Source organism: Aliishimia ponticola, from assembly GCF_004803475.1.
Taxonomy (GTDB): domain Bacteria; phylum Pseudomonadota; class Alphaproteobacteria; order Rhodobacterales; family Rhodobacteraceae; genus Aliishimia; species Aliishimia ponticola.
This window is the reverse complement of the sequence record NZ_SRKY01000002.1, coordinates 574,039-596,042: the sequence shown is the minus strand read 5'-3', so window position 1 is coordinate 596,042 and position 22,004 is coordinate 574,039. Positions and strand designations below refer to the sequence as shown.

The window sequence follows — 22,004 nt, the reverse complement described above, 5'->3', positions numbered from 1 at the left end:
CTGCGGTTGCAGCCCGCTTTCCGGTCATCCGCCGCGCGAGAAATGGTCCGTAGTCTTTGCATGGGTAGCAAGCTCTTCATCTGTGTCTTGTTCATAGATGTTGAGTGATACCGCAAAGACTGAAGCGTCCAATTTTCGCGCGCAGCAGATTTTCAGGAAACAGGTTTAGTGTTCCGACGCCGAGACGCGAGGAAAACACCGGCAGACAGCAGCAAAAGGCCACTTGCGGGGACTGGCACTGCCGCTGGCGGGGTGACGCGTTGTGCTGTCACAAGGTCTTGCGAGGTTGGGCTTAACAGATAGTTCACCTCAAACAGACCAGTAGGTGCAGTTGCCAGACCGTCCAAAAAGCCCTGCGCCGTGTCGATGACAGACCCGCTGAACGTACTTGCATCGATAGCCGAGAACGCGCCGGCGCTCAGGTCAAAGCCTGTCGCTGTGTCCTCGACGATTTCCCACATGGCGACCTGAAAGGCAGCAGAGGTTACTTTATCGGTTACATTATCGTAGGCGCTGTTGAACAGGCCCTCGATATTAGCGAGCACCGCGTCAGTAAACGGATTCGATACGCTCTCATATGTTGCGCCATTGCGGAGAGCCTGAGTGACTTCGATGCAGAAGGCGAAAAACTCTCCTAAAGGTTCGCTGGTCATGGCAAAGCCACCAGCATTGAACGTCCCGTCATAGACTTCGGAATCTATTGTGACCGGCAGATACAGACCTTCGTTCCCGAAAGGATTTCCGGACTTTTGGTAGTTCACAGTCATGGATGCGGCATGCAGGGCACCGGAAGAGAGCCCAAGCGCTGTCAGCGCAGGAATAAACAGTTTTCTCACTAGTTACAGCCTTTTAAATGATGCGAAAAACTTCGCTCATGTGGATACGAAGACAAATTACTGCAAATCAACTCAGCAAATCCTCGCCAAATTTGAGGTAAAATTAAGGCACCATATGGCAACCTCGAACAATATCGCCGCACGAGATGAGATTGTTGCAGCACCGGCAACCCACTCGCAATCTGCCCTAAGCTGGCATCGAAGCGGTGCAGCATCCGATAATACGGGCTCACAGTAACCGTTCTTCGTTTCGCAGCATCATGTTGGGGTAGCACAAGTCAGGTGGTCGCTGACGGCCCAGAGCGGACCCTGTGCTCGTATCTCCTCGCCGCAATGCAGCTTTCCCTTAGCCGCCATTCGAACCGACCGCAGCTAAAGTCCGCATCGAGCCCGAAGGGACCGATGCTGCGCCGCGCCGCGAAGGAATGCCTGCATTCAACAGATGGGCCGTGTTGTAACTGAAGGTTATCACGACACCCCGGAAGGCTCTCAGAACCGAATATCTGTGCCGGTCCAGATCAAAGTTAAACCTATTTAAAGGCAGATAGTGTCAGTTTGTTGGGCCGATCGGTCTCGACGAAAAGGATTTCAACATGACTATCGTCCCGAACACTGGAAAGGTCATTTTCCTCGGCAACTTCAGTCAATTTGACACAAATGAATCTGACAGCAATTTCGAGGATGCCTCTGATCTTGTCGGCTCCACGCTCAGTGGTGTGGAGGCAAATGCCAACGTCGTTGACGCGGTCTTGGATGACACAAATGATGATGGGACCATCCGGGCTGATCACGTCAGTGGCAGCACAGATACAATAAACGGTTCCATTGTCGATGTTGCGATGATTGTCGATTACACGATGGTGCTGAATGACGGATCGACACGTACAAGCTGGGTTGTCGGTTTTCAAACCCAGGATGGCGATGTTTTCCTCACGGATTTTCTGGACCGCATTCCGGATGGAACCCGTCTCCAATCCATTGAGATTACGGGTGTTCAACAAACCAGCGACAACGCAGGCAACAGTGGTTTCCAACCCGGCGGCAGCTATTATATGGAGGATGTCGGCTTTGTCTGTTTTACCGCCGGGACATTGATCAAAACCGCCTATGGCAACACACCCGTTGAACACCTGCAAACCGATGATCTTGTGGCCACCAAAGACAATGGGCTTCAGCCCATCCGGTGGATCGGGTGCAAGCACCTGACTGTCGAGCAACTTAACGGGTGCAAGGACTTGCGCCCCGTCCGCATCCGCACCGGGGCCCTTGGCCCGGAAAGCCCCGCGCAGGATTTGTGCGTGTCCCCGCAACACCGCATCCTAATCCGGTCGAAAATCGCGCATCGTATGTTTGCCGAAACCGAGGTGCTTGTGGCGGCAAAGCACCTTTGTGGGATTGAAGGAATAGACATATGTCCGCCTAAGAACAGCGTCGCCTATTATCACGTGTTATTTGACCAACACGAAATTCTCTTCGCAAACAATGCCGAAACAGAAAGCCTGTACCTTGGGCCAGAAGCGCTGAATTGCGTTGGATTCTGCGCGCGCACCGAAATTCAAAAATTGTTTCCTGAGGTCCGTGAACTCGACTTCGCACCAAAGCCTTGTCGCGCGCTCGTAAGCGGGCGCGAGGCGCGTCAAATGGTGTCACGGCACAAGAAAAACGCGCGGACCTTGGTTGACATCCTGCCGCTTCAGAACCCCTGCGGGCACGCTCTTGCCGAAGCCATCGCGCAGCGCTCCGAACCGGGCTCAAGACGGGCGGGCGCACGGCACGAAAAGGTCTGAAAATTGGGGACTGCGCAAGCCAGATTGAACAAGCACATGCGTTGACCAACAAGCCGTTACCCGGCCAGCTGTCGTACTCAATGCCCCCTCAGTTGCTGTCACAAGACCAAACGTAGCGCGCAATCAGAGTGCCCATCCGCCAAGCCAGGCGGAAATCAACGACACATGATGGGTGCAAAAGCACGTGCTCATTCCGAGGGGGCATTCGGTTATCGCTACGGCGGTAAATTTCACTTCGTGAAAACATACAAAGCACCCGGGATACGTTTCCAGGGCAAAGCGGCTATTCGCGTCGCCGCAGCGAATTCTACACTTTGTCCGCTCAGAGGACCTCTGTTGTATCACGCAGCGAAGTTCCACAATTCGCCCACTCTTAGATGTTATAGCGAGCTGTTGGGGGCAGCGGTTTGGGCGGTATCGACGAAGGCAAAAGCCAGCGCCGAAACAGAAAAGGGCCTCTCGAAACGAGAGGCCCTTTGTCCTTACCAGCCCGGAGAAGAGGGCCGGTGCCTTGTCGTTGACCTCCCGTCGGGGTTTCTGGGGGGATCATACGGGAGAGGGTCAATACATGTCATCGACAAGGCAAGGTCGGTGCGGCCCAACTGGGGGGTGGTGCAGCACCGAAACTGGTTACATTAACCATGTAGGTACATGGGTCAGGCAGCAAAACCTGCGGCGAGTTCACGTTGGCGAGAGGCTCCGGTGATGTCTTCGAGGATCATTGAATTCACGATTTCTTCGGCGGACGGGATGTCGAGAAGTTCGTATGTCGGGCGGGCCACATCCAGCAAGTCCACGGTCGCCTGCGGGCAATAGATCAGCGTTCCGGCCTCTGCATAGATGACCTGGGGCTTGTCGAAGCAGATCGTGACGACCTCAAGATCCCGCGTTTGCGCGTCGTGGCAAATGTTGCGATAGCCGACAAGCGTATGCGCCGGAACCAACGCGAAGGGGTCGCCCATCGCATCGCTTGCTTCGTCGCTTTCGACCAGGACGCCCTGCCCCGGCAGCAACCGCATCTCTACGCGATTGCCAAGTGCACCTGCGGGGATGATGACCGGGGTTGTCTCGCCGCGCGCATTGGAGGGGGCAGCGCGAAAACTGGTGCGGCGGACGTCTGCAACACGTTGCAGCCCATTGTCGAATGTCAGGACTTGATCGCCGCGCCGGACGGTTTCGATCGGGCGCCAGCCAAGGCCGGTCGCGATCCGCGTTCCCGCCACCAATGCGTGGCCAGCATCGCGGCTTTCTGTCTCGAACGCGCCGGAAGGTTCCGCAACTCTGCGTGGCGCTTCTTTTTCGAGTGTCGTCCATCCAAACATGTCATCATCCCCAAGTGTCGTGGCGCCCGTTATGGCAGACTTGGCGCCGTTTGTTCCGTGAACTCAGTTGGTGCGATTCTCGCGGCGCGTGTTTGCCGGGAACCGGGCAGTATTAAGGCATTGTTAACCTTAATGATGACAATGTCTCAAGTTTTCCGATTTTTTTACACGATTGGGAAACAATCAGGTGTGACGCATCACATGGACATGGTTCGTCAATCACCCATCAAAGGTGAAACAGAATCGCTGGATGTCTTGCTGGCAGGCTTGCGCGACGGCCTCTACCGACGCGCTTGTATAATAACTGCGCCAATCTGGGCGTCTGGTCGACCTGTTTTCATGGGGCAGCGACAAGCGGAACCCCAGATGCGCCTCAAGCGGGGCGATATCCTCGGCCAGATGATCCAGGCGGATATAACTGTCGCAACGCTCTTTTCCCGTCACATCAGTCATATACTGCGCCGCCGGGGCTGCTGAGAACGCGGCCATCGTCTCTGGCTGGCGGACGAACTGATCGAAATCCATCTGCTTTGCACGCGCGACGGCGTCATGTTCAAAGTTTTGCGTGCGCAGCCAGTGGTAATAGCTGACCGCCCTGTCCCACGGGTTCCGCACCATCGTGAAGCAGAACATCTGCGCGATCTCGTCGGGCGTCACGACGCCATCGATATCGGCAAGGGTGGAGTGTTTCCACAGCCGCCCCCGGCTGGGCGCATCGGCCAAACGCCGCCGACGTTTGGTCGCTTTGGGTGTGTCGCCCAACATCAGATCGTCCTTGAGCGCGCGTGATTCCAACGCCAGCGCCATGGAGGTTCCGCCGGTCTTGGGAATATGCACGAAGATATAGCGGCGGCCGCGACTGATGATCATGCGCGCCACCTTAGCGATGGCTTTCGGCGGCGCAAACCGGGCTTCGTGACGTCACGCAAAACTACGCGCAATCCTGCCGTGTGGCCAATGGACTTTTGCCCTGCGATGGCGCAGATTTTCAACTCGCATCGATCATGTGGGGAGAGAGGGCGTCATGGGATGGCTTGCTGACGAAACCGGGCTGGAAAAACGCGCTGCCAATTACGTGCCGCTGACACCGCTTTCATCGCTGCGGCGCGCGCGGATCGTGTTCGCCGACCACCCTGCCGTCATCTATGGCGCGCATCGCGTGACCTATACCGAATATTACGAGCGTTGCACCCGGCTTGCCGCGGCCCTGGCCGCGCGGGGTGTCGCGCCCGGTGATGTCGTTGCCACGCTGATCCCCAACCTGCCCGCCCAGGCCGAAGCGCATTTCGGCGTGCCGGCATGTGGCGCTGTGCTCAACACGATCAACACGCGGCTCGATGTGAACACGGTCGCCTATATCTTCGGCCATGGCGATGCCAAGGTTGTGCTGGTCGACACGCAATTCCTTGATCTGGCCGAAGCGGCCAAGGCGCAGATGGATGGGAACGGCCCCGAGATCATCGAAGTGCCCGACGCGGCGGCGGGGTTCCCGGCCTCTGGTCGTTATCCCGTCTATGAGGACATGCTGGCCGCCGCCGATCCCGGTTTTGACTGGGTGTTCCCGGAAGACGAATGGGAGAGCATCGCGCTCAACTATACATCCGGCACGACCGGGCGGCCCAAGGGCGTGGTCTATCACCACCGCGGCGCCTATCTGAACGCGATGGGGCAGACGATCAGTTGGCGAATGGCGCTGCACCCGGTCTATCTGACCATCGTGCCGCTGTTTCACTGCAATGGCTGGTGCCACACTTGGATGATGCCCAAAGTGGGCGGCACGCTGGTCTGTTGCCGCGACATTACCGCGCCTGCGATATTCGATGCCATCGCGGATGAAGGCGTGACGCATTTCGGCGGTGCGCCCATCGTTCTGAACATGCTGGTCAACGCCCCAGAAGAAGAACGCCGCAGCTTCGACCATGTGGTCGAGGTCTTTACCGCAGGTGCCCCCCCGGCCCCGGCGACGCTCGCCAAGATCGAACCGATGGGGTTCAATGTCACGCAGGTCTATGGCCTGACCGAAACCTACGGGCCGGGCACCGAATGCCTGTGGCGCGCCGACTGGGAGCCGCTGGCCGGGCAGGACCGCGCCGCGATCAAGGCGCGTCAGGGCGTGGCGATGCCGATCTTCGAAGACATCACCGTCATGGACGACGCAATGGCGAACGTGCCGCTGGACGGCGCCACGCAGGGCGAGATCGTCTTTCGCGGCAATGGCGTGATGAAGGGCTATTTCAAGAACCCCGAAGCGTCGGAAGAGGCGTTCAAGGACGGCTATTTCCATTCCGGCGATATCGCCGTGCAGCATCCCGACGGCTACATTCAGATCGCGGACCGTGCCAAAGACATCATTATTTCCGGCGGGGAGAATATCTCCTCGGTCGAAGTGGAAAGCGCCTTGATGGGCCACCCGGATGTGAACCTTGCCGCCGTCGTTGCCAAGCCGGACAACAAATGGGGCGAAGTGCCTTGCGCCTTTATCGAACTGAAACCCGGCACCGCGCCAAGTGAGGCCGATATCATCGCCTTCGCCCGCACCACGCTGGCCGGATTCAAAGCGCCGAAGAAGGTCGTGTTTCAGGAATTGCCCAAGACCTCGACCGGCAAGATCCAGAAGTTCGAGCTGCGCAACATCGCGAAAACCCTGTGAGCGACCGACGACTGCTGATCGTCTACCATTCGCGCACCGGCGGCGCGCGCCAGATGGCAGAGGCTGCGGCGCAGGCCGCACGGGCAGAGTTGGACACAGAGCTGCTGGACGCCGAAAGCGCCGGGCCAGATGACGTCCTGGGCGCGGATGGCTACATGTTCTGCGCACCGGAAAACCTTGCCGCGCTGACCGGCGAGATGAAGGCCTTTTTCGATCGCTGCTATTACCCGGTTTTGGGCCGGATCGAAGGGCGGCCCTATGCGCAGATGATTTGCGCAGGCTCGGACGGACACAACGCCGCCCGCCAGACCGCGCGGATCGCCACCGGCTGGCGTTTGAAGGAAGTGCAGCCGCCGCTGATTGTCTGCACCCATGCGCAAACCCCGGAAGCCATCTTGGCCCCCAAGACGATTGCCCAAGACGATCTGGATCTGTGCCGGGAACTGGGCGCGGCCCTGGCGGTAGGCATCGCGATGGGCGCCTTCTGATCTGACCGCCGGGGATCAGCCCCGCTTGCAAGGCCTTACCCCCTCCTGTCTGGCGTGCTAGTCTTTGGCAAACCGACAGGCATGAGCAGCCAACGCAGCATGGTAGCCCTCAAGAAATACGCGCGGATCGAAGCATCCGGGCTGTGGCGCCCCGCCGAGGGCGAACAGAGACGTGACGTGATCGCGGTTCTGGGCGATGCCACTTTGACCATCAAGACGGGGACCGATCAGGCGCTGGCGCATTGGTCCATCGCAGCAATAGACCGGGCCAATCCCGGCAAGATGCCTGCACGCTTCCATCCCGATGGTGATCCGGGCGAGGAACTGGAACTGCCCGAGTCCGAGGCAGAGATGATCGATGCCATCGAAAAGCTGCGCCGCGCCGTCGAACGCGCCCGGCCCCGGCCCGGTCGTTTGCGCCTGCTGGGTATTCTCGCCTCGCTCGCCCTCGTGGCCTATATGGCGATCTTCTGGCTGCCCGGCGCGCTTCTGACCCATACGCTCAGCGTGGTGCCCCCGGCCGGGCGAGCGCAGATCGGGCAGGCGCTGTTTGGCCGGATTTCGCGCGTCACAGGCCCCGCTTGCGGCACCTCCGCCAATATGTCGAGCCTTGCCAGACTGGGATCGCGGCTGGACACGCCCCGGCTTGCGGTGATGCGCGGCGGGTTCGATTCCACGCTGATGATCCCCGGCGGGCGCGTGCTGCTCTCGCGCAAATTGGTGGAAGATTTTGAAGAACCCGACGTGGTCGCGGGATTCATCCTGGCAGAGCGCGCCCGCGCCGCCCAGGAAGATCCGTTGCGCCGCCTGTTGGATTTTGGCGGCGTCACCAGCACCTTCCGGCTGCTGACCACGGGGCGGCTAAGCCAGGGCGTTCTTGACGCCTATGCAGAGCATCTTCTGGTCCAATCCGCGCCGCAGCCTGCGCCGGACCAGATGCTGCCCGTGTTCGCGGCGATGAATGTCGGCTCTACGGCCTATGCCTATGCGCTGGACGTGACGGGGGAAACCGTTCTGCCGCTGATCGAAGGCGACCCGATGCGCGGCAAGCCCCCGGTGCCACTGGTCAGCGATGCCGATTGGCTGCGTATTCAGGCGATTTGCGGGGCCTGACATAAGGGGCCTGATTTGCGGGGCCTGACGACCAGCCCCCGCCAATGCCTTTACTTGCCGTGCCCTTACTTGCGCAGGAACGCATCCCCGAACCCGGCCCGGCGCACGGTGCCAAGCGCATTACTCGCTGCGTTCTGATCGGCGAAAGGCCCCGCCAGCACGATGCGATAGGTTTTGCCGTTCTTGGCGTATTTACCGATGCGCATGGGCAGGCCCATCTGTTTCAGCCGCGCGGCCGTGGTTTGCGCATTGGCTGCGACACCAAAGGTGCCGACCTGCACATATTGCTTGCCTGCAAGGCTCTCCGCCCGCGCGGCCTTCGGTGCAGGCGCTGCTGAACGGGTGGATTGTACAGCGCGCGGCGTTTCCGCTTTGGCGGGCTTGGCAACAACTTCGGCGCGGTTGCGCTTGATCTGCTTGACCACCTGTCCATTGCGCGTCGACAGGGTCACGACCCCCAATTCGCGGCGTTGGCGGGTGAAATCCGTATAAGGATAGACCAGCGCGACTTTTGCCGTGACATCCCGCCCCGACAGCTTGTCGATCAGGCGGCGCGGCACACCGGTCGTCCAGACCAGATGCATCTGTTCGCGCCCGCGCAGCGTGCCCTCGGCCCGCCGTGGGTTCAAACGATCATCTTCCCACGCCTTGCGATAGCCGCTTGGCACGTTGAACGAACCTGCCGCCAATTGCTGACGCGCCACATGCAGCGGCACGACCCGCGTGGAACCCGGCAAAGAGGTCGAGGCGACCGACTTGCCAAGCGCCCGGCGTGACAGCACCGCAACAGCGGGCTGATCCCCGTCATAGACGTCGACCTGCCCTGTCTGCACCGGCGTCGGCGCAGGCGCGACCGTCTGCCGCTTGACCATGCGAGGCATCGGCTTGGCGGCCTTGCGGCGTACCTTTTTGGCAGCGCGGGGCATCGGAACCGGCTTCGGGGCAGCAGCGGCAGGTGCAACGGCGGCGGGGGCGACAGGCTTAGGCGCCGCGCGGATGACTGGCGCTGGCTCGGCTGCCGCGCCGCCCGCCACTTGCGACGGGGCCATTCCACAGATGTGCTGGCGCTGCCGATTGACGCGCGGGATCCATGTCACGTTGCCATCGACCCCGGCGCGGATGAACACACAGCCTTTGCTATCCACATATTGAGCACCGGTATAGGACCCTGGCGGCGTTTCCGCCGGGACGGCGGACGACCCGCTCGATTGCGCCACGACACCGGTTGCCGTTGCGGAAAGAAGCCCGACCACCGCGGCCAGATACTGCACATATTTCATGACATCCCCCTCAGAATGTTGAGGTCAGGATGCACCACCCTTAACGCGAGTGTAAAGCGTGCCGAGGGCAATTCCGAAAATATACGCAGCTTTGCGGGATGCCCCGCTATTTGGTACCGAACATCCGGTCGCCCGCGTCGCCCAGACCCGGCACGATATAGCCCATATCGTTCAGCTTTTCGTCCAACGAGGCCGTCACGATCGGCACATCCGGATGCGCCTCTTTCATACGCGCGACCCCTTCGGGCGCGGCCAGAAGGCACAAGAAACGGATATTCGTGGCCCCGGCCTCTTTCAGCAGGTCGATGGCGGCGGCACTGGAATTGCCCGTGGCCAGCATCGGATCGACGGCGATCACCAGACGTTCCTGCAATTCTTCGGGCACCTTGAAGTAATACTGGACCGGTTGCAGCGTTTCCTCGTCCCGGTACAGGCCGACAAATCCGACCCGCGCCGACGGGATAAGCTCTAGCACCCCGTCCAACAGCCCGTTCCCCGCCCGCAGGATCGACACCAGTGCCAGCTTCTTGCCATCCAGCACGGGCGCTTCCATCTCCACCATCGGTGTCTCGATGGTTTTGGTGGTCATCGGCAATTCGCGGGTGATTTCATAGGCCAGCAGCTGGCTGATCTCGCGCAGAAGCTGGCGGAACACGGCGGTCGACGTCTCCTTCTGCCGCATCAACGTCAATTTGTGTTGCACCAGCGGGTGATTGACGACGGTCAAATGCTCGGACATCGGCCTCTCCTTCGTTTGGTGTGTTTTGCCCCGCGACGGCGATGAAGGCAACGCCCATCAAGACGCTTTCGCACGCTTTCCCCCGTTGCGCAGGAAACAGGTAAAATACCGATAGAATTCTCAGCGGATTATCCGCCGTTCTCCCTCGCCCGCGGCCTGTTTCGCCATCCTCTTAACGATATCTGCGCCCCTTGGCCCTACTTTCGGTCCGCACCAAGCTTCAGGACCGCAGGCGAGACGCCGCGCCGCGTGCCGTCGCCGCGACAACAAGGCCCCGAATGAGCAGCATCGACGAATGAACAGCATCGACGAAGCAAAACTACGATTTGCCGATATGACGAATGATGGCGTTTTCATCGCCGTCGATGTCACCGGAACGGGAAGCCCGATGGAAATCGTGTGGTGCAACAAGGCATTACTCGACCTCTCCGGCTATAGTTTCGACGAGGTGATCGGCAAGGCCACGTTTTCGCTGTTGGGGCCGGGCAGCGACCTTGGGACCGTGGCAGAGCTGCGCGCCGCCGTGAAGGACGGGCGCAGCCACCGGATTCGAATACTGACCTACCGCAAGGATGGGTCCAAGATGTGGTCCGATGTCGTGGTCCGGCCCTTCAAAGACCGGGCAAGTGGGCGCATGTGCTGGATCGCATCGCAGCGCGACGCCACCGCACAGGTCGAACTTCAGGAAAAGCTCGCCGCGGCGGAGCGGGCAGCAACAGAAGCACAAGAGCGGCTTTGGGCCGCGATCGAGGCGCTCCCCGACGGTTTCGTCCTGTATGACAAGAACGATCGCGCCGTGCTGTTCAACTCCCGCTACCGCGAGATTTACGAGGAATCGGCGCCAGCCATTACCGTCGGCGCACATTTTACCGACATCCTGCGCTATGGCCTGAAGCGCAGACAATATCCCGATGCGATTGGCCGTGAGAAAGAATGGCTGAAAGAGCGTCTGAACATCCACCGCACCGCCAAAACCGCGGTAGAGCAGAAATTGGCCAACGGGCGATTCCTGCAAATCCACGAGGTTCAACTGCCCAATGGGGACACCGTCGGGTTTCGGACCGATGTCACCAAGATGAAGCGCGTGCAACTGGAACTGGCGGCGCGGGCGAAGGAATTGGAAATCGCGGCCCGGACCGATCCGTTGACCGGGCTTTCCAATCGGCGCGGTCTCGACCTTGCCTTGGCCACCGCGATGAAGGATTGCGACCCCGATCAGGAATTCTCCGTCCTTCACATCGACCTCGACCGGTTCAAACCGATCAACGATGTGTTCGGCCATGCCGCAGGCGATCATCTGCTCTGTGTCGTGTCCAACATCTTGCAAAAATCGGTGCGGGGGTCCGATGAAATTGCACGCGTTGGCGGCGATGAGTTCGTGGTGTTCCAATCGGCCAACGCATCGCAGAACGATGCGATCACGGTCGCCGAACGTATTTTCAAGGGCTTTCGCAAGCCCGTGACGTGGAACGGGAAATCGCTGCATTTCGGGTGCAGCATCGGCATCTCTACCGGGCGCCGTGACCAAATCGGCGAGTTGCTGCAAAACGCCGACATCGCTTTGTACAAAGCCAAGGATGCCGGACGGGGCCGGTATCACCTGTTCACGCCCGCGCTGCGCCGCGCCACCGAAGCCAAGAAACGGTTGAGCGACGAGATACTCGAAGGGCTCGACCGGAACGAATTCATCGCGATGTTCCAGCCGCAGGTCACCGCCACGGACCATAGCTTTGCCGGGGCGGAGGCGCTGGCCCGCTGGAACAATCCCAAGCGGGGATTGATGGCGCCGGGGCAATTCCTGTCGGTCGCCGATGAACTGGGGGTGTTGTCCGATATTGAAACCCTTGTCATGCAGCACGCCTTTGAGACCGCCGATGAAATGCGGGCCGCCGGCACCCCGGTGCAGAACATGTCCTTCAATGTGAGTGTCCAGCGCCTTGTCAGTCTTGGGGAAAAGCGCACCTTACGCAGCCTTGCCAACGCCCCGTGCCGCGTCAGTCTCGAACTGCTTGAAACGATTGATTACGATGATGAAATCAACGAATTGGCGTGGATCGTGGATTCCATCCGCGAACATGGCATCGGAATTGAGCTGGATGATTTCGGCAGCGGGCGTGCCTCGCTGACCAGCTTGCTGTCGCTCCGGCCGGACAGGATCAAGATCGACCGCAAGATCGTCTTGTCAGCCCTGTCGGACGGGGGGCATGGACGCCCCCTGCTTCAGGCAATTTCGCAGATGTGTCAGGCGCTTGATATTCCGATGACAGCCGAAGGCGTCGAAAATGCCGCCCTTGCGGAAACGATGCGCGATCTGGGCTGCGACAAGCTGCAAGGCTATCATTTCGCGCAGCCCCTCACGCGTGAGGATTTGACCCAATTCGCGCGCACTCATTGCCGCGAACGCCGAAAGCGTGCCTGAGCGCTTATGCCCCCAGATGCGCGGCGACCAACTGCGCCACATCGGTAAACGCCATACCGCCAAGCGCGCGCGGCCCCATGCCCGCTGCCAGCACCGGCACCCGTTCGCGCGTGTGATCCGTGCCCAGCCATGTGGGATCGTTGCCGTGGTCAGCGGTGATCACCAGCAGGTCATCAGGCCCCAAAAGGTCCAAGACCCCGCCGATTTGCATGTCGAACCATTCCAGATGCGCCGCATATCCGCCCGGATCGCGTCGATGCCCGTACAGGCTGTCGAACTCGACGATATTGGCGAAGGTCAGGCTGCCGGGCACGGCCGTTCTGGCCAGATCATGCAGATGCCCCAGCAGCGCGGCGTCGTCGCCTTTGCGCACCTCATCGATCCCGGTCATGGAGAAAATATCGCCGATCTTGCCGACGCCATACACATGGCCCCCGGCATCCTGCACCCGGTTGGTCAAAACCGGCCCCGGCGGCGTGATCGCGAAATCCCGGCGATTTCCGGTCCGCGCATATTGGCCCGGCGTGCCGACGAAGGGCCGCGCAATCACCCGGCCCACCCGCATTTCATGCAGCATCGGCGCGATGGTTCGGCACAGATCCAACAGACGGTCCAACCCGAAGCTGTCCTCATGCGCGGCGATCTGGAACACGGAATCGGCAGAGGTGTAACAAATCGGCCAACCGGTGCGCTGATGTTCTTCGCCCAGACGGGCGATGATTTCCGTTCCCGATGCGTGGCAATTGCCAAGCGTGCCCGCACTGCCTGCCGCCGCGCAGACCGCCGCCAGCAAATCGGGCGGGAAGCTGTCTTGCTTGTCGGGGAAGTAGTGCCAATCCCACGGCACTGGTAGCCCCGCCAATTCCCAATGGCCCGACGGCGTGTCCTTGCCTGGCGATACTTCGGTCGCAAAGCCCCATGCCCCAGCAAGCGGTGCCTCCAAAGCCGGGACGGTCATGCCCGAGGCCGCTTCGATCGCGCGGCCCAGCCCCAGCCCCGCCATCACCGGCAGGTCAAGGGGGCGCCCGCGCTCTTGCTCGCACCACTGCGCGATATGGCCAAGCGTATTTGCGCCCGTGTCAGGCACATCGCCGTTGAAGAATTGCGCCGCATCCGGCGCGCCGCCAATCCCGACGGAATCGATGACAACAAGAAACGCCCGCGCCATCGGTCAATCCACCCTTGCGCAGATCAGGTCGGGCACGGCCGGTGCCTTGGCCCCAATGGTGATGGCCGCCCGCAGCGCCCGTTCCGCCGCGTTCGCCTGTTCGGGCCGCGAAGCATGTACCACGCCAAGGGTCGTTCCCCGCGTGACCTTCGCGCCCAGTTCGACCAGATCGGAGTACCCCACCGCCGGATCGATCACATCGGTTTCGATCTGGCGTCCGCCGCCCAGCGCCACGACGGCAAGGCCCAGCGCTTCGCCGTCAATGGCGGTCACGAACCCTGCCTCAGTGGCCTGTACCTCGCGGATCACGGTGGCTTCGGGCAAAAAGCGCGACCAGTCGTCGACGAAGGACAACGGGCCGCCCTGCACGGCAATCATGCGGCCGAACGCCTCTGCCGCCGCGCCGCTGCGGATCGCTTTTGCAATCTGTTCCGCCCCCGCATCGACGCTGGGGACAAGCCCGGCATTGTCCAGCAGCACACCGCCAAGAATTGCGCAGAGTTCCAAAATCCGTCCGCGATTCTCCCCCGTGAGGACACGCAGCACCTCGGCAACCTCCAGGGCATTGCCCAGCGCGGGCACAAGCGGCTGGTTCATGTCAGTCACCAGCGCAGAGGTCTTGCACCCCGCCGCATTGGCGGTTTGCACCAGCGCGGTCGCCAGCGCCTCTGCCTCATCCATCGATTTCATGAACGCGCCCGATCCGACCTTTACATCGAGGATCAGACCATCCAGCCCCGCGGCGAGTTTTTTGGACAGGATCGAGGCGGTGATCAGGTCAAGGCTTTCCACCGTGCCAGTGACGTCACGGATCGCGTATAGCCGCTTGTCCGCAGGCGCGATATCCGCCGTTGCGCCCACGATGACCGCTCCGGCCTGCTCAACCGCCTGCCGCAAACGGGTATCGTCCAGCGCGGTCGTGACGCCCGGAATGGCCTCCATCTTGTCGAGCGTGCCGCCCGTATGTCCCAAGCCCCGGCCCGAGATCATCGGCACAGCAACACCGCAGGCCGCAAGCGCTGGCGCAAGTACGAGGCTGACACAATCGCCCACCCCGCCGGTCGAATGTTTGTCGAGCACCGGCTTGCCCAGCCCCGACCAATCCAGAACCCGCCCGGAATCGCGCATCGCCAAGGTCAGGGCAACGCGGCCCTCATCATTCAGCTTGGACAGGCAGACCCCCATCGCGAAAGCCCCGGCCTGCGCATCGCTGACGGTCATGTCCGCCAAGCCCTGTGCGAACCATGTAAGTTCCGCAGCGGTCGGCGTTTCCTGATGCCGCAACCGGGCAATGATCGAGCGTGCGTCCATCTTGGCTCAACCCTCGTCCATATGCGCGGCATTGAACACGCCGGGCAGCAATTCCGCCAGCGTCATGGAGCGTTCGATCCCCCCCGTCGTCGCCATGGTGACAGTCACTTCCGGCTTGCCGAATTCGGCCAGCTTCTGGCGGCACCCGCCACAGGGCGTGACCGGCATAGGCGATCCGGCGACCACGTAGACTTCGGTCAATTCCGTGTCGCCCGCAGCCACCATCGCGGCAATGGCGCCAGCCTCGGCGCAGGTGCCTTCGGGATAGGCCACGTTTTCCACGTTGCAGCCAGCATGGATGTCGCCCGATACGCCGCGCACCGCCGCGCCAACCTTGAAATTCGAATACGGGGCATAGGCCCGCTCCCGCACCGCCAATGCAGCTTCTTTCAATGACATTTCAACTCTCCACATTCGTTTCAAATACACCCGGCAAGGACACTTCGAGCATCTCGAAATCCTCGGTCGGGTCTGCATACCGCACCTTCATGCCCGGCGGCACCACAAACGCATCGCCCGCTTCAAGGTGTTGCGCAGGCTGGCCTTCGCCTTCCAGCCGCAAGCTGCCCGTCATGACGAAGCTGAACAGGATATCGCTGTCATGGCGATGCCACGGGCTGCGATCCCCATCGGCACGGACCACCTGCACCCCGGCCACCCCGCCCGTATTGGCGTTGATCGTCGTATCGCGCGCGGTAAAGCCCGGAACACGAAAGCCGCTCCACGCCGCCTCGTCCGCCTTGTGATGGACAAAGCGCTGCCCGTCCCACAGCCGCTCCGGGTCCACCCGCCCATTGGGCAGGGGCATGGCATGGTCGATCGTGGTCACATGCTCAGCTGGCACTCCGATTTCGATGACTTCCAGATTGTCGCCCGAATGAAGAACCCGGTGGCGGATTTCCGGCGGCTGGATCACGCAATTGCCCGCGTAAAGCCGGAACGGAGCGCCCTGATCTTCGTACACAAGATCAACCCAGCCGCGATAACAGAAGATCAGCTGGAACCCGACCGAATGGTAATGGACCATATCGGGCACCGGCCCACCTTCGGGAATACGGATATGGCTGGCGATGATCGACCCGCCCAGCCGCCCCGGAATGAGGTCGCGGTATTCCATACCAGCGCGGCCCACGACCCAAGGCGCATTTTCGGCCAAGCGGCGCACGACGAAGGCATGTTCGACCTTTGGCGTTTGGACCGGCGGGGCCAGCGCCGCGATTTCGACCCGCGTGCCATTGGGCGCTGTCAACTCTGTCGCGCCGCCCGCGATCAGCACCGGATCATCGGCCAGAATGCGCAGCACGCCGGGCGCTGTATCCGCCCCCTTGCGCACACGCAGCCGCACCCCATGGCCTGAGAAAACTGCCTCGCTCGGATCATCGGCTGGGAAAATCTCATCCATCCGCATCCCGAGCGTCTTGGTGAAAAACGGAATGTCGTCCCGCAATTCATCCGTCGGGAGCAGGATTTCAGCCCGGATATTCTGCATCGTTACACCTTTTTGACAGTTCGGGCATAGTTTCGCGACACGCCCGGCAATGCAAGCGCGCCGCCAGGTCTGCTTGAAATTACCTTGCGCCCGGAAGAGATATGGATCATCGGCACAGCCATATTCCAACCTATCCTAGTACCGCTGCGCTTCCCCCCTGCGCCAAAGCAGTTTAGTGCTGAACTAAATGTCCCAGAGGTTAACCCAATGCCTGAAAACCAGTCTCTGCGCGACGCCGCGCTCGCCTATCATCGTCACCCGAAGCCCGGAAAGCTCGAAATCCGCGCCACCAAACCGCTGGCCAATGGTCGCGATCTGGCCCGCGCCTATTCCCCCGGTGTGGCCGAAGCCTGCCTTGAGATCAAAGCCGACGCCGCAACCGCCTCAGAGTATACCGCGCGCGGCAATCTGGTGGCGGTCGTGTCCAACGGATCGGCCGTGCTTGGTCTGGGCAATATCGGCGCGCTCGCATCAAAGCCGGTGATGGAAGGCAAGGCGGTCCTGTTCAAGAAATTCGCGGGGATCGACTGCTTTGACATCGAAGTGGACGAAACCGACCCGGAAAAGCTGGCGGATATCGTCTGCGCATTGGAACCGACCTTCGGCGCGATCAACCTCGAAGACATCAAGGCACCGGACTGTTTCATCGTCGAAAAGCTGTGCCGTGAACGCATGGGCATCCCGGTTTTCCACGACGACCAGCACGGCACGGCCATCGTCGTCGGCGCAGCAGCCACCAACGCGCTGCATGTGGCAGGCAAGAGGTTCGAGGATATCAAACTGGTCTCCACCGGCGGCGGCGCGGCGGGCATCGCCTGCCTGAACCTACTGGTGAAACTGGGCGTGAAGCGCGAGAACATCTGGCTTTGCGACATTCATGGGCTGGTCTACGAAGGCCGGACCGAAGACATGAACCCCGCCAAGGCCGCCTTTGCCCAAGCCACCGACCTGCGCACGCTGGACGATGTGATCGACGGCGCGGATATGTTCCTGGGCCTCTCCGGTCCGGGCGTGCTGAAGCCCGAGCAAGTCGCGCGCATGACCGATGCGCCGATCATCTTCGCCCTCGCCAACCCGACGCCGGAAATCCTGCCCGACCTCGCCAGAGAGGTCGCGCCCAACGCCATCATCGCCACCGGGCGCAGCGATTTTCCGAACCAGGTCAATAACGTGCTGTGTTTTCCCTTCATCTTCCGCGGTGCGCTGGATGTGGGCGCGACGACCATCAATAGCGAAATGGAACTGGCCTGCGTGGACGGCATCGCCAAGCTCGCCCGCGCCACGACCTCGGCCGAAGCCGCCGCAGCCTATAAGGGAGAACAACTGACCTTCGGGGCCGATTACCTGATCCCCAAACCCTTCGACCCGCGCCTGATCGGTGTCGTGTCGGGGGCGGTGGCGGAAGCGGCGATGAAAACCGGCGTCGCCACCCGCCCGATTGCCGATCTGGACAGCTATCGTCAGCGGCTCGAACAATCGGTGTTCCGCTCTGCCCTGCTGATGCGCCCGGTCTTCGAAGCCGCCGCCACCGCGTCGCGCCGCATCGCCTTCGCCGAGGGCGAGGATGAGCGCGTCCTGCGCGCGGCCCAGGCCATCTTGGAAGAAACCACCGAAAAGCCGATCCTCATCGGTCGCCCCGAAGTCATCGAGGCCCGCTGCGAACGGCATGGCCTCACCATCCGGCCCGACCGCGACTTCGAAATCGTGAACCCCGAAAACGACCCGCGCTACCGCGACTATTGGGAAACCTATCATGGCCTGATGGCCCGGCGCGGCGTCACCCCCGACATCGCCCGCGCAATCATGCGCACCAACACCACCGCCATCGGGGCCGTGATGGTTCACCGCCAAGAGGCCGACAGCCTGATCTGCGGCACCTTCGGTGAGTTCCGCTGGCACCTCAAATATATCAGCGAAGTCCTCGGACGCGGCGATTACCATGCGGTCGGCGCGCTCAGCATGATGATCCTCGAAGACGGCCCGCTCTTCATCGCAGATACCCATGTCCATACCGCGCCCGAACCCGATGCGCTGGCTGAAATCGCCACCGGCGCCGCCCGCCATGTGCGCCGCTTCGGGATCGAACCCAATATCGCGTTCTGCGGCCAGTCCCAGTTCGGCAACCAGCCCTATGGGTCCGGCAAACGCCTGCGCGAGGCGATGGATATCCTCGACGCGCAAAACGGGGATTTCTGCTACGAGGGCGAGATGAATATCGACGCCGCACTCGACCCGGACCTGCGCGCACGCATCCTGCCGGACAACCGGATGAAAGGGGCGGCAAACGTGCTGATCTTCGGCCATGCCGACGCCGCATCCGGGGTGCGCAACATCCTCAAGATGAAAGGCAACGGGCTCGAAGTCGGCCCGATCCTGATGGGCATGGGCAACCGCGCGCATATCGTCTCGCCCTCCATCACCACACGCGGCCTGCTGAACATGGCCGCTATCGCAGGCACACCGGTGGCCCATTACGGCTGACCAAGGCGGCCAACACCGCCGCGCTGCTTTCGCCTGTTGCAAAATACTTTGGGGAGTTTGAGGGGCAACGCCCCTCATTCCAATCATAGTGTCGGCGCAGCCGGCAATTGCGTCAACGCGGCGCGATGTAAACGAATTTACACTTTTTGGGCCTGCGACAGCCGCACCCCTTGCCCGCGCCGTAAATCCGCCGATAGATGCGGGGACAGCACTAAAACGGGGGAGGACCGGTGATGGGCTATTCAGATATTTATGCGGCGTGGAAATCGGATCCGGAAGGGTTCTGGATGGAACAGGCGCAAGCCGTCGACTGGGCCGAGCCACCGAAACAGGCCCTGTTCGACCGGGGCGATCATATCTACGAATGGTTCGCCGATGCCAAGGTCAACACCTGCTACAACGCGGTCGACCGCCACGTCGAAGCAGGCCATGGCGACCGCACCGCGATCATCTATGACAGCCCGATCACCCACACCAAGCACACGCTTTCCTATGCCGAATTGCAAACCCGCGTCGCCTCTCTGGCCGGGGCGTTGCGCGCCAAGGGCATCGAAAAGGGCGACCGCGTCATCATCTACATGCCGATGGTGCCGGAAGCCCTCGAAGCGATGCTGGCCTGTGCGCGTCTGGGGGCCATTCACTCCGTCGTGTTCGGCGGCTTTGCTGCGAATGAGCTGGCCGTTCGGATTGACGATGCCAAGCCCAAGGCGATCATCGCCGCCTCCTGCGGAATAGAGCCGAACCGCGTGGTCCACTACAAGCCGCTTCTGGACGGCGCCATCGACATCGCCAGCCACAAACCCGATTTCTGCGTGATCTTCCAACGCGAACAAGAGGTCGCAAGGCTGGAAGACGGGCGCGACGTGGATTGGCATGCCTTCCAATACGGCGTCACCCCCGCCGAATGCGTGCCCGTCGAAGGCAACCACCCCGCCTATATCCTGTACACTTCCGGCACGACCGGCGCGCCCAAGGGCGTGGTGCGCCCCACCGCGGGCCATATCGTTGCGCTGAACTGGACGATGAAGAACATCTACAACGTCGAAGCCGGCGATGTCTTCTGGGCCGCGTCGGATGTGGGCTGGGTCGTGGGACACTCCTATATCTGCTACGCGCCGCTCTTTGCGGGCTGCACCACCATCGTCTTCGAAGGCAAACCGGTCGGCACGCCCGATGCCTCGACCTTCTGGCGGGTTATCTCGGACTATGGCGTGAAATCCTTCTTCACCGCCCCTACCGCGATCCGTGCCGTCAAACGCGAAGACCCCAAAGGCGAACTGGCCAAATCCTTCGATCTGTCGAAGCTGCAAGCGCTGTTCCTCGCAGGGGAGCGCGCCGATCCCGACACGATCGAGTGGGCGCAAAAACTTTTGGGCATTCCGGTGATCGACCACTGGTGGCAGACCGAAACCGGCTATTCCATCGCCGCCAATCCGACCGGGCTGGAACTGATGCCGGTGAAAATCGGCTCGCCCTCAGTCGCGATGCCCGGCTATGACGTGCAAATCCTGGGCGAAGACGGGCACCCCCTGCCCGCCGGTGAGCTTGGCGCGATTGCGGTGAAACTGCCGCTGCCCCCCGGCACCCTGCCGACGCTCTGGAACGCGGCGGACCGGTTCCGCAAATCCTATCTCGACGCCTTTCCCGGCTACTATGAGACCGGCGATGCCGGCATGATCGACGAGGATGGATACCTGTACATCATGGCGCGCACCGATGACGTCATCAATGTCGCGGGCCACCGGCTGTCCACCGGCGGGATGGAAGAAGTGCTCGCCGCACATCCGGATGTTGCGGAATGCGCCGTGATCGGCGTGACCGACGATTTCAAAGGCCAGCTTCCCGTCGGCTTCCTGTGCCTGAACAGCGGATGCAATCGCCCGCATGAAGAGATCACCGCCGAAGTCGTCAAGCTGGTGCGCGAAAAAATCGGCCCCGTCGCCGCGTTCAAACTGGCCGTGGTCGTAGACCGCCTGCCCAAGACCCGCTCCGGCAAGATCCTGCGCGGCACGATGGTCAATATCGCCGATGGCAAGGAGTTCAAGATGCCCGCCACGATTGACGATCCGGCCATTCTGGACGAAATCCGCGAGGCCCTGCAAACCATCGGCTACGCCAAGGCCTGAACCGCGCCGCTTGCACTGGTCCCTCTGCGCGCCTAAACCCTGAACTGCGTTCAGGGGGTGCACAGATGACCGGCCAGCCCGCCAGCAAGACCGAAATGCGCCGTGCCAAGCTGCGCGAGAAACTGATCGACGTCGCCGAACAGCGCATCGCGGAAGGCGGGCTGCACGCGCTCAAGGCGCGGGATGTGGCCCGCGAGGCAGGCTGCGCGGTTGGCGCGATCTATACCCATTTCGAAGATCTGCAAGCCTTGGTGATGGCCGTCAATGGCCGCACGTTCCAGCGCATTGGCGCGGCGATACGCGGCGCGCTGGACACGCAGGACGCAGAGGACCCGCATGCCCAGCTCATCGTGATGAGCCACGCCTACCTCGCCTTTGCCGCCGAAAATACGGCACTCTGGCGGGCCGTTTTCGATCTGGACATGTCCTCTGACGGGCCGGTCCCGGAATGGTACATGATCGAACTGGCGAAGCTGTTCGAACTGATCGCCCTGCCGATGAACCGCATCTTCCCGTCGAAATCGGCCGATGCGCTGGACATGACGGTGCGCGGTCTGTTTTCCGCCGTGCATGGGATCGTCCTGCTTGGCTTGGAAAAACGCATCTCTGCGGTGCCGATGGACCGGATCGAAGCGATGATTTCGGAACTCCTGAACGATGTCGGACGCTGACAGCCAAACGGGCAATTCCGACGACCTGCGCAAAGACCATTTTTCCGACGCCTTTTCGCCGAACTTCTGATCCGTCCCGGCGCTACCCCTCAAGCAGCCCGCATTTTCTGGACATGATGCCGGA

17 protein-coding genes are annotated in these 22,004 nt (G+C 61.4%); 8 read left to right on the top strand and 9 right to left on the bottom strand.

The window, feature by feature from the left end:
- Positions 1-152 precede the first annotated feature (152 nt).
- Positions 153-767: a PEP-CTERM sorting domain-containing protein gene (locus E4Z66_RS09200; RefSeq protein WP_136462699.1), complete on the bottom strand. Its 615-nt coding sequence runs from the start codon at positions 765-767 to the stop codon at positions 153-155.
- A 662-nt stretch (positions 768-1,429) separates the two neighbouring features.
- Between E4Z66_RS09200 and E4Z66_RS19860 the strand changes: the two genes are divergently transcribed.
- Complete coding sequence (locus E4Z66_RS19860; RefSeq protein ID WP_246035944.1) at positions 1,430-2,623, top strand: Hint domain-containing protein; 1,194 nt, start codon at positions 1,430-1,432, stop codon at positions 2,621-2,623.
- 656 nt (positions 2,624-3,279) lie between these two features.
- Here E4Z66_RS19860 and E4Z66_RS09190 read toward each other — a convergent pair.
- Positions 3,280-3,945 carry a Hint domain-containing protein gene (locus tag E4Z66_RS09190; RefSeq protein WP_136462698.1) on the bottom strand — a complete coding sequence of 222 codons (666 nt, stop codon included), beginning with the start codon at positions 3,943-3,945 and terminating at the stop codon, positions 3,280-3,282.
- Between the two features lie 219 nt (positions 3,946-4,164).
- Entirely contained in the window at positions 4,165-4,815 is a 651-nt protein-coding gene (locus E4Z66_RS09185) for a sulfotransferase family 2 domain-containing protein (protein WP_136462697.1), read from the bottom strand.
- 154 nt (positions 4,816-4,969) lie between these two features.
- On the opposite strand from E4Z66_RS09185, the gene E4Z66_RS09180 reads away from it, so the two are divergent.
- From E4Z66_RS09180 to E4Z66_RS09170, 3 genes are all read left to right on the top strand, one after another.
- Positions 4,970-6,595, top strand: a complete 1,626-nt coding sequence (locus E4Z66_RS09180; RefSeq protein WP_136462696.1) for an AMP-binding protein — start codon at positions 4,970-4,972, stop codon at positions 6,593-6,595.
- A 53-nt stretch (positions 6,596-6,648) separates the two neighbouring features.
- Entirely contained in the window at positions 6,649-7,083 is a 435-nt protein-coding gene (locus E4Z66_RS09175; RefSeq protein ID WP_136463074.1) for a flavodoxin family protein, read from the top strand.
- Between the two features lie 99 nt (positions 7,084-7,182).
- The gene (locus E4Z66_RS09170) at positions 7,183-8,196 is read left to right on the top strand and encodes a hypothetical protein (protein ID WP_136462695.1); all 1,014 of its coding nucleotides are present in this window, start codon (positions 7,183-7,185) and stop codon (positions 8,194-8,196) included.
- Positions 8,197-8,261: 65 nt separating this feature from the next.
- Here E4Z66_RS09170 and E4Z66_RS09165 read toward each other — a convergent pair whose 3' ends face one another.
- Together E4Z66_RS09165 and upp are read right to left on the bottom strand one after the other, a co-directional pair.
- Positions 8,262-9,476 (bottom strand): SPOR domain-containing protein, encoded by a 1,215-nt coding sequence (locus E4Z66_RS09165; RefSeq protein ID WP_136462694.1) that lies wholly within the window; start codon positions 9,474-9,476, stop codon positions 8,262-8,264.
- 106 nt (positions 9,477-9,582) lie between these two features.
- On the bottom strand, positions 9,583-10,215 hold the full coding sequence (upp, locus tag E4Z66_RS09160) for a uracil phosphoribosyltransferase (RefSeq protein ID WP_136462693.1): 633 nt from the start codon (positions 10,213-10,215) through the stop codon (positions 9,583-9,585).
- Positions 10,216-10,510: 295 nt separating this feature from the next.
- Here upp and E4Z66_RS09155 point away from each other — a divergent pair, with 295 nt between their 5' ends.
- Complete coding sequence (locus tag E4Z66_RS09155) at positions 10,511-12,634, top strand: putative bifunctional diguanylate cyclase/phosphodiesterase (protein WP_136462692.1); 2,124 nt, start codon at positions 10,511-10,513, stop codon at positions 12,632-12,634.
- A gap of 4 nt (positions 12,635-12,638) precedes the next feature.
- On the opposite strand, the gene E4Z66_RS09150 is transcribed toward E4Z66_RS09155, so the two are convergent.
- From E4Z66_RS09150 to E4Z66_RS09135, 4 genes are read right to left on the bottom strand one after another with little or no spacing between them, the layout of a single operon-like run.
- Complete coding sequence (locus tag E4Z66_RS09150; RefSeq protein WP_136462691.1) at positions 12,639-13,802, bottom strand: phosphopentomutase; 1,164 nt, start codon at positions 13,800-13,802, stop codon at positions 12,639-12,641.
- A gap of 3 nt (positions 13,803-13,805) precedes the next feature.
- Positions 13,806-15,113 (bottom strand): thymidine phosphorylase, encoded by a 1,308-nt coding sequence (locus tag E4Z66_RS09145; RefSeq protein WP_136462690.1) that lies wholly within the window; start codon positions 15,111-15,113, stop codon positions 13,806-13,808.
- A gap of 6 nt (positions 15,114-15,119) precedes the next feature.
- Positions 15,120-15,512, bottom strand: coding sequence for a cytidine deaminase (locus E4Z66_RS09140; protein WP_136462689.1), 393 nt, complete (start codon positions 15,510-15,512; stop codon positions 15,120-15,122).
- Position 15,513: 1 nt separating this feature from the next.
- Complete coding sequence (locus E4Z66_RS09135; protein ID WP_136462688.1) at positions 15,514-16,602, bottom strand: cupin domain-containing protein; 1,089 nt, start codon at positions 16,600-16,602, stop codon at positions 15,514-15,516.
- Positions 16,603-16,809: 207 nt separating this feature from the next.
- Between E4Z66_RS09135 and E4Z66_RS09130 the strand changes: the two genes are divergently transcribed.
- The 3 genes from E4Z66_RS09130 to E4Z66_RS09120 all read left to right on the top strand — a co-directional run bounded on the left by E4Z66_RS09130 (position 16,810) and on the right by E4Z66_RS09120 (position 21,880).
- Positions 16,810-19,083, top strand: a complete 2,274-nt coding sequence (locus E4Z66_RS09130) for an NADP-dependent malic enzyme (RefSeq protein WP_136462687.1) — start codon at positions 16,810-16,812, stop codon at positions 19,081-19,083.
- Positions 19,084-19,316: 233 nt separating this feature from the next.
- Positions 19,317-21,209: a propionate-CoA ligase PrpE gene (gene prpE / locus E4Z66_RS09125; RefSeq protein WP_136462686.1), complete on the top strand. Its 1,893-nt coding sequence runs from the start codon at positions 19,317-19,319 to the stop codon at positions 21,207-21,209.
- 65 nt (positions 21,210-21,274) lie between these two features.
- Positions 21,275-21,880: a TetR/AcrR family transcriptional regulator gene (locus E4Z66_RS09120; RefSeq protein ID WP_136462685.1), complete on the top strand. Its 606-nt coding sequence runs from the start codon at positions 21,275-21,277 to the stop codon at positions 21,878-21,880.
- Positions 21,881-22,004: the final 124 nt, after the last annotated feature.

What these genes read in the sequence shown, in the direction of transcription:
- E4Z66_RS09200 (WP_136462699.1), bottom strand. Translation starts at nt 767, where the DNA reads ATGACTGTGAACTACCAAAAGTCCGGAAATCCTTTCGGGAACGAAGGT.
- E4Z66_RS19860 (WP_246035944.1), top strand. Translation starts at nt 1,430, where the DNA reads ATGACTATCGTCCCGAACACTGGAAAGGTCATTTTCCTCGGCAACTTC.
- E4Z66_RS09190 (WP_136462698.1), bottom strand. Translation starts at nt 3,945, where the DNA reads ATGTTTGGATGGACGACACTCGAAAAAGAAGCGCCACGCAGAGTTGCG.
- E4Z66_RS09185 (WP_136462697.1), bottom strand. Translation starts at nt 4,815, where the DNA reads ATGATCATCAGTCGCGGCCGCCGCTATATCTTCGTGCATATTCCCAAG.
- E4Z66_RS09180 (WP_136462696.1), top strand. Translation starts at nt 4,970, where the DNA reads ATGGGATGGCTTGCTGACGAAACCGGGCTGGAAAAACGCGCTGCCAAT.
- E4Z66_RS09175 (WP_136463074.1), top strand. Translation starts at nt 6,649, where the DNA reads ATGGCAGAGGCTGCGGCGCAGGCCGCACGGGCAGAGTTGGACACAGAG.
- E4Z66_RS09170 (WP_136462695.1), top strand. Translation starts at nt 7,183, where the DNA reads ATGGTAGCCCTCAAGAAATACGCGCGGATCGAAGCATCCGGGCTGTGG.
- E4Z66_RS09165 (WP_136462694.1), bottom strand. Translation starts at nt 9,476, where the DNA reads ATGAAATATGTGCAGTATCTGGCCGCGGTGGTCGGGCTTCTTTCCGCA.
- upp (WP_136462693.1), bottom strand. Translation starts at nt 10,215, where the DNA reads ATGTCCGAGCATTTGACCGTCGTCAATCACCCGCTGGTGCAACACAAA.
- E4Z66_RS09155 (WP_136462692.1), top strand. Translation starts at nt 10,511, where the DNA reads ATGAACAGCATCGACGAAGCAAAACTACGATTTGCCGATATGACGAAT.
- E4Z66_RS09150 (WP_136462691.1), bottom strand. Translation starts at nt 13,802, where the DNA reads ATGGCGCGGGCGTTTCTTGTTGTCATCGATTCCGTCGGGATTGGCGGC.
- E4Z66_RS09145 (WP_136462690.1), bottom strand. Translation starts at nt 15,113, where the DNA reads ATGGACGCACGCTCGATCATTGCCCGGTTGCGGCATCAGGAAACGCCG.
- E4Z66_RS09140 (WP_136462689.1), bottom strand. Translation starts at nt 15,512, where the DNA reads ATGTCATTGAAAGAAGCTGCATTGGCGGTGCGGGAGCGGGCCTATGCC.
- E4Z66_RS09135 (WP_136462688.1), bottom strand. Translation starts at nt 16,602, where the DNA reads ATGCAGAATATCCGGGCTGAAATCCTGCTCCCGACGGATGAATTGCGG.
- E4Z66_RS09130 (WP_136462687.1), top strand. Translation starts at nt 16,810, where the DNA reads ATGCCTGAAAACCAGTCTCTGCGCGACGCCGCGCTCGCCTATCATCGT.
- prpE (WP_136462686.1), top strand. Translation starts at nt 19,317, where the DNA reads ATGGGCTATTCAGATATTTATGCGGCGTGGAAATCGGATCCGGAAGGG.
- E4Z66_RS09120 (WP_136462685.1), top strand. Translation starts at nt 21,275, where the DNA reads ATGACCGGCCAGCCCGCCAGCAAGACCGAAATGCGCCGTGCCAAGCTG.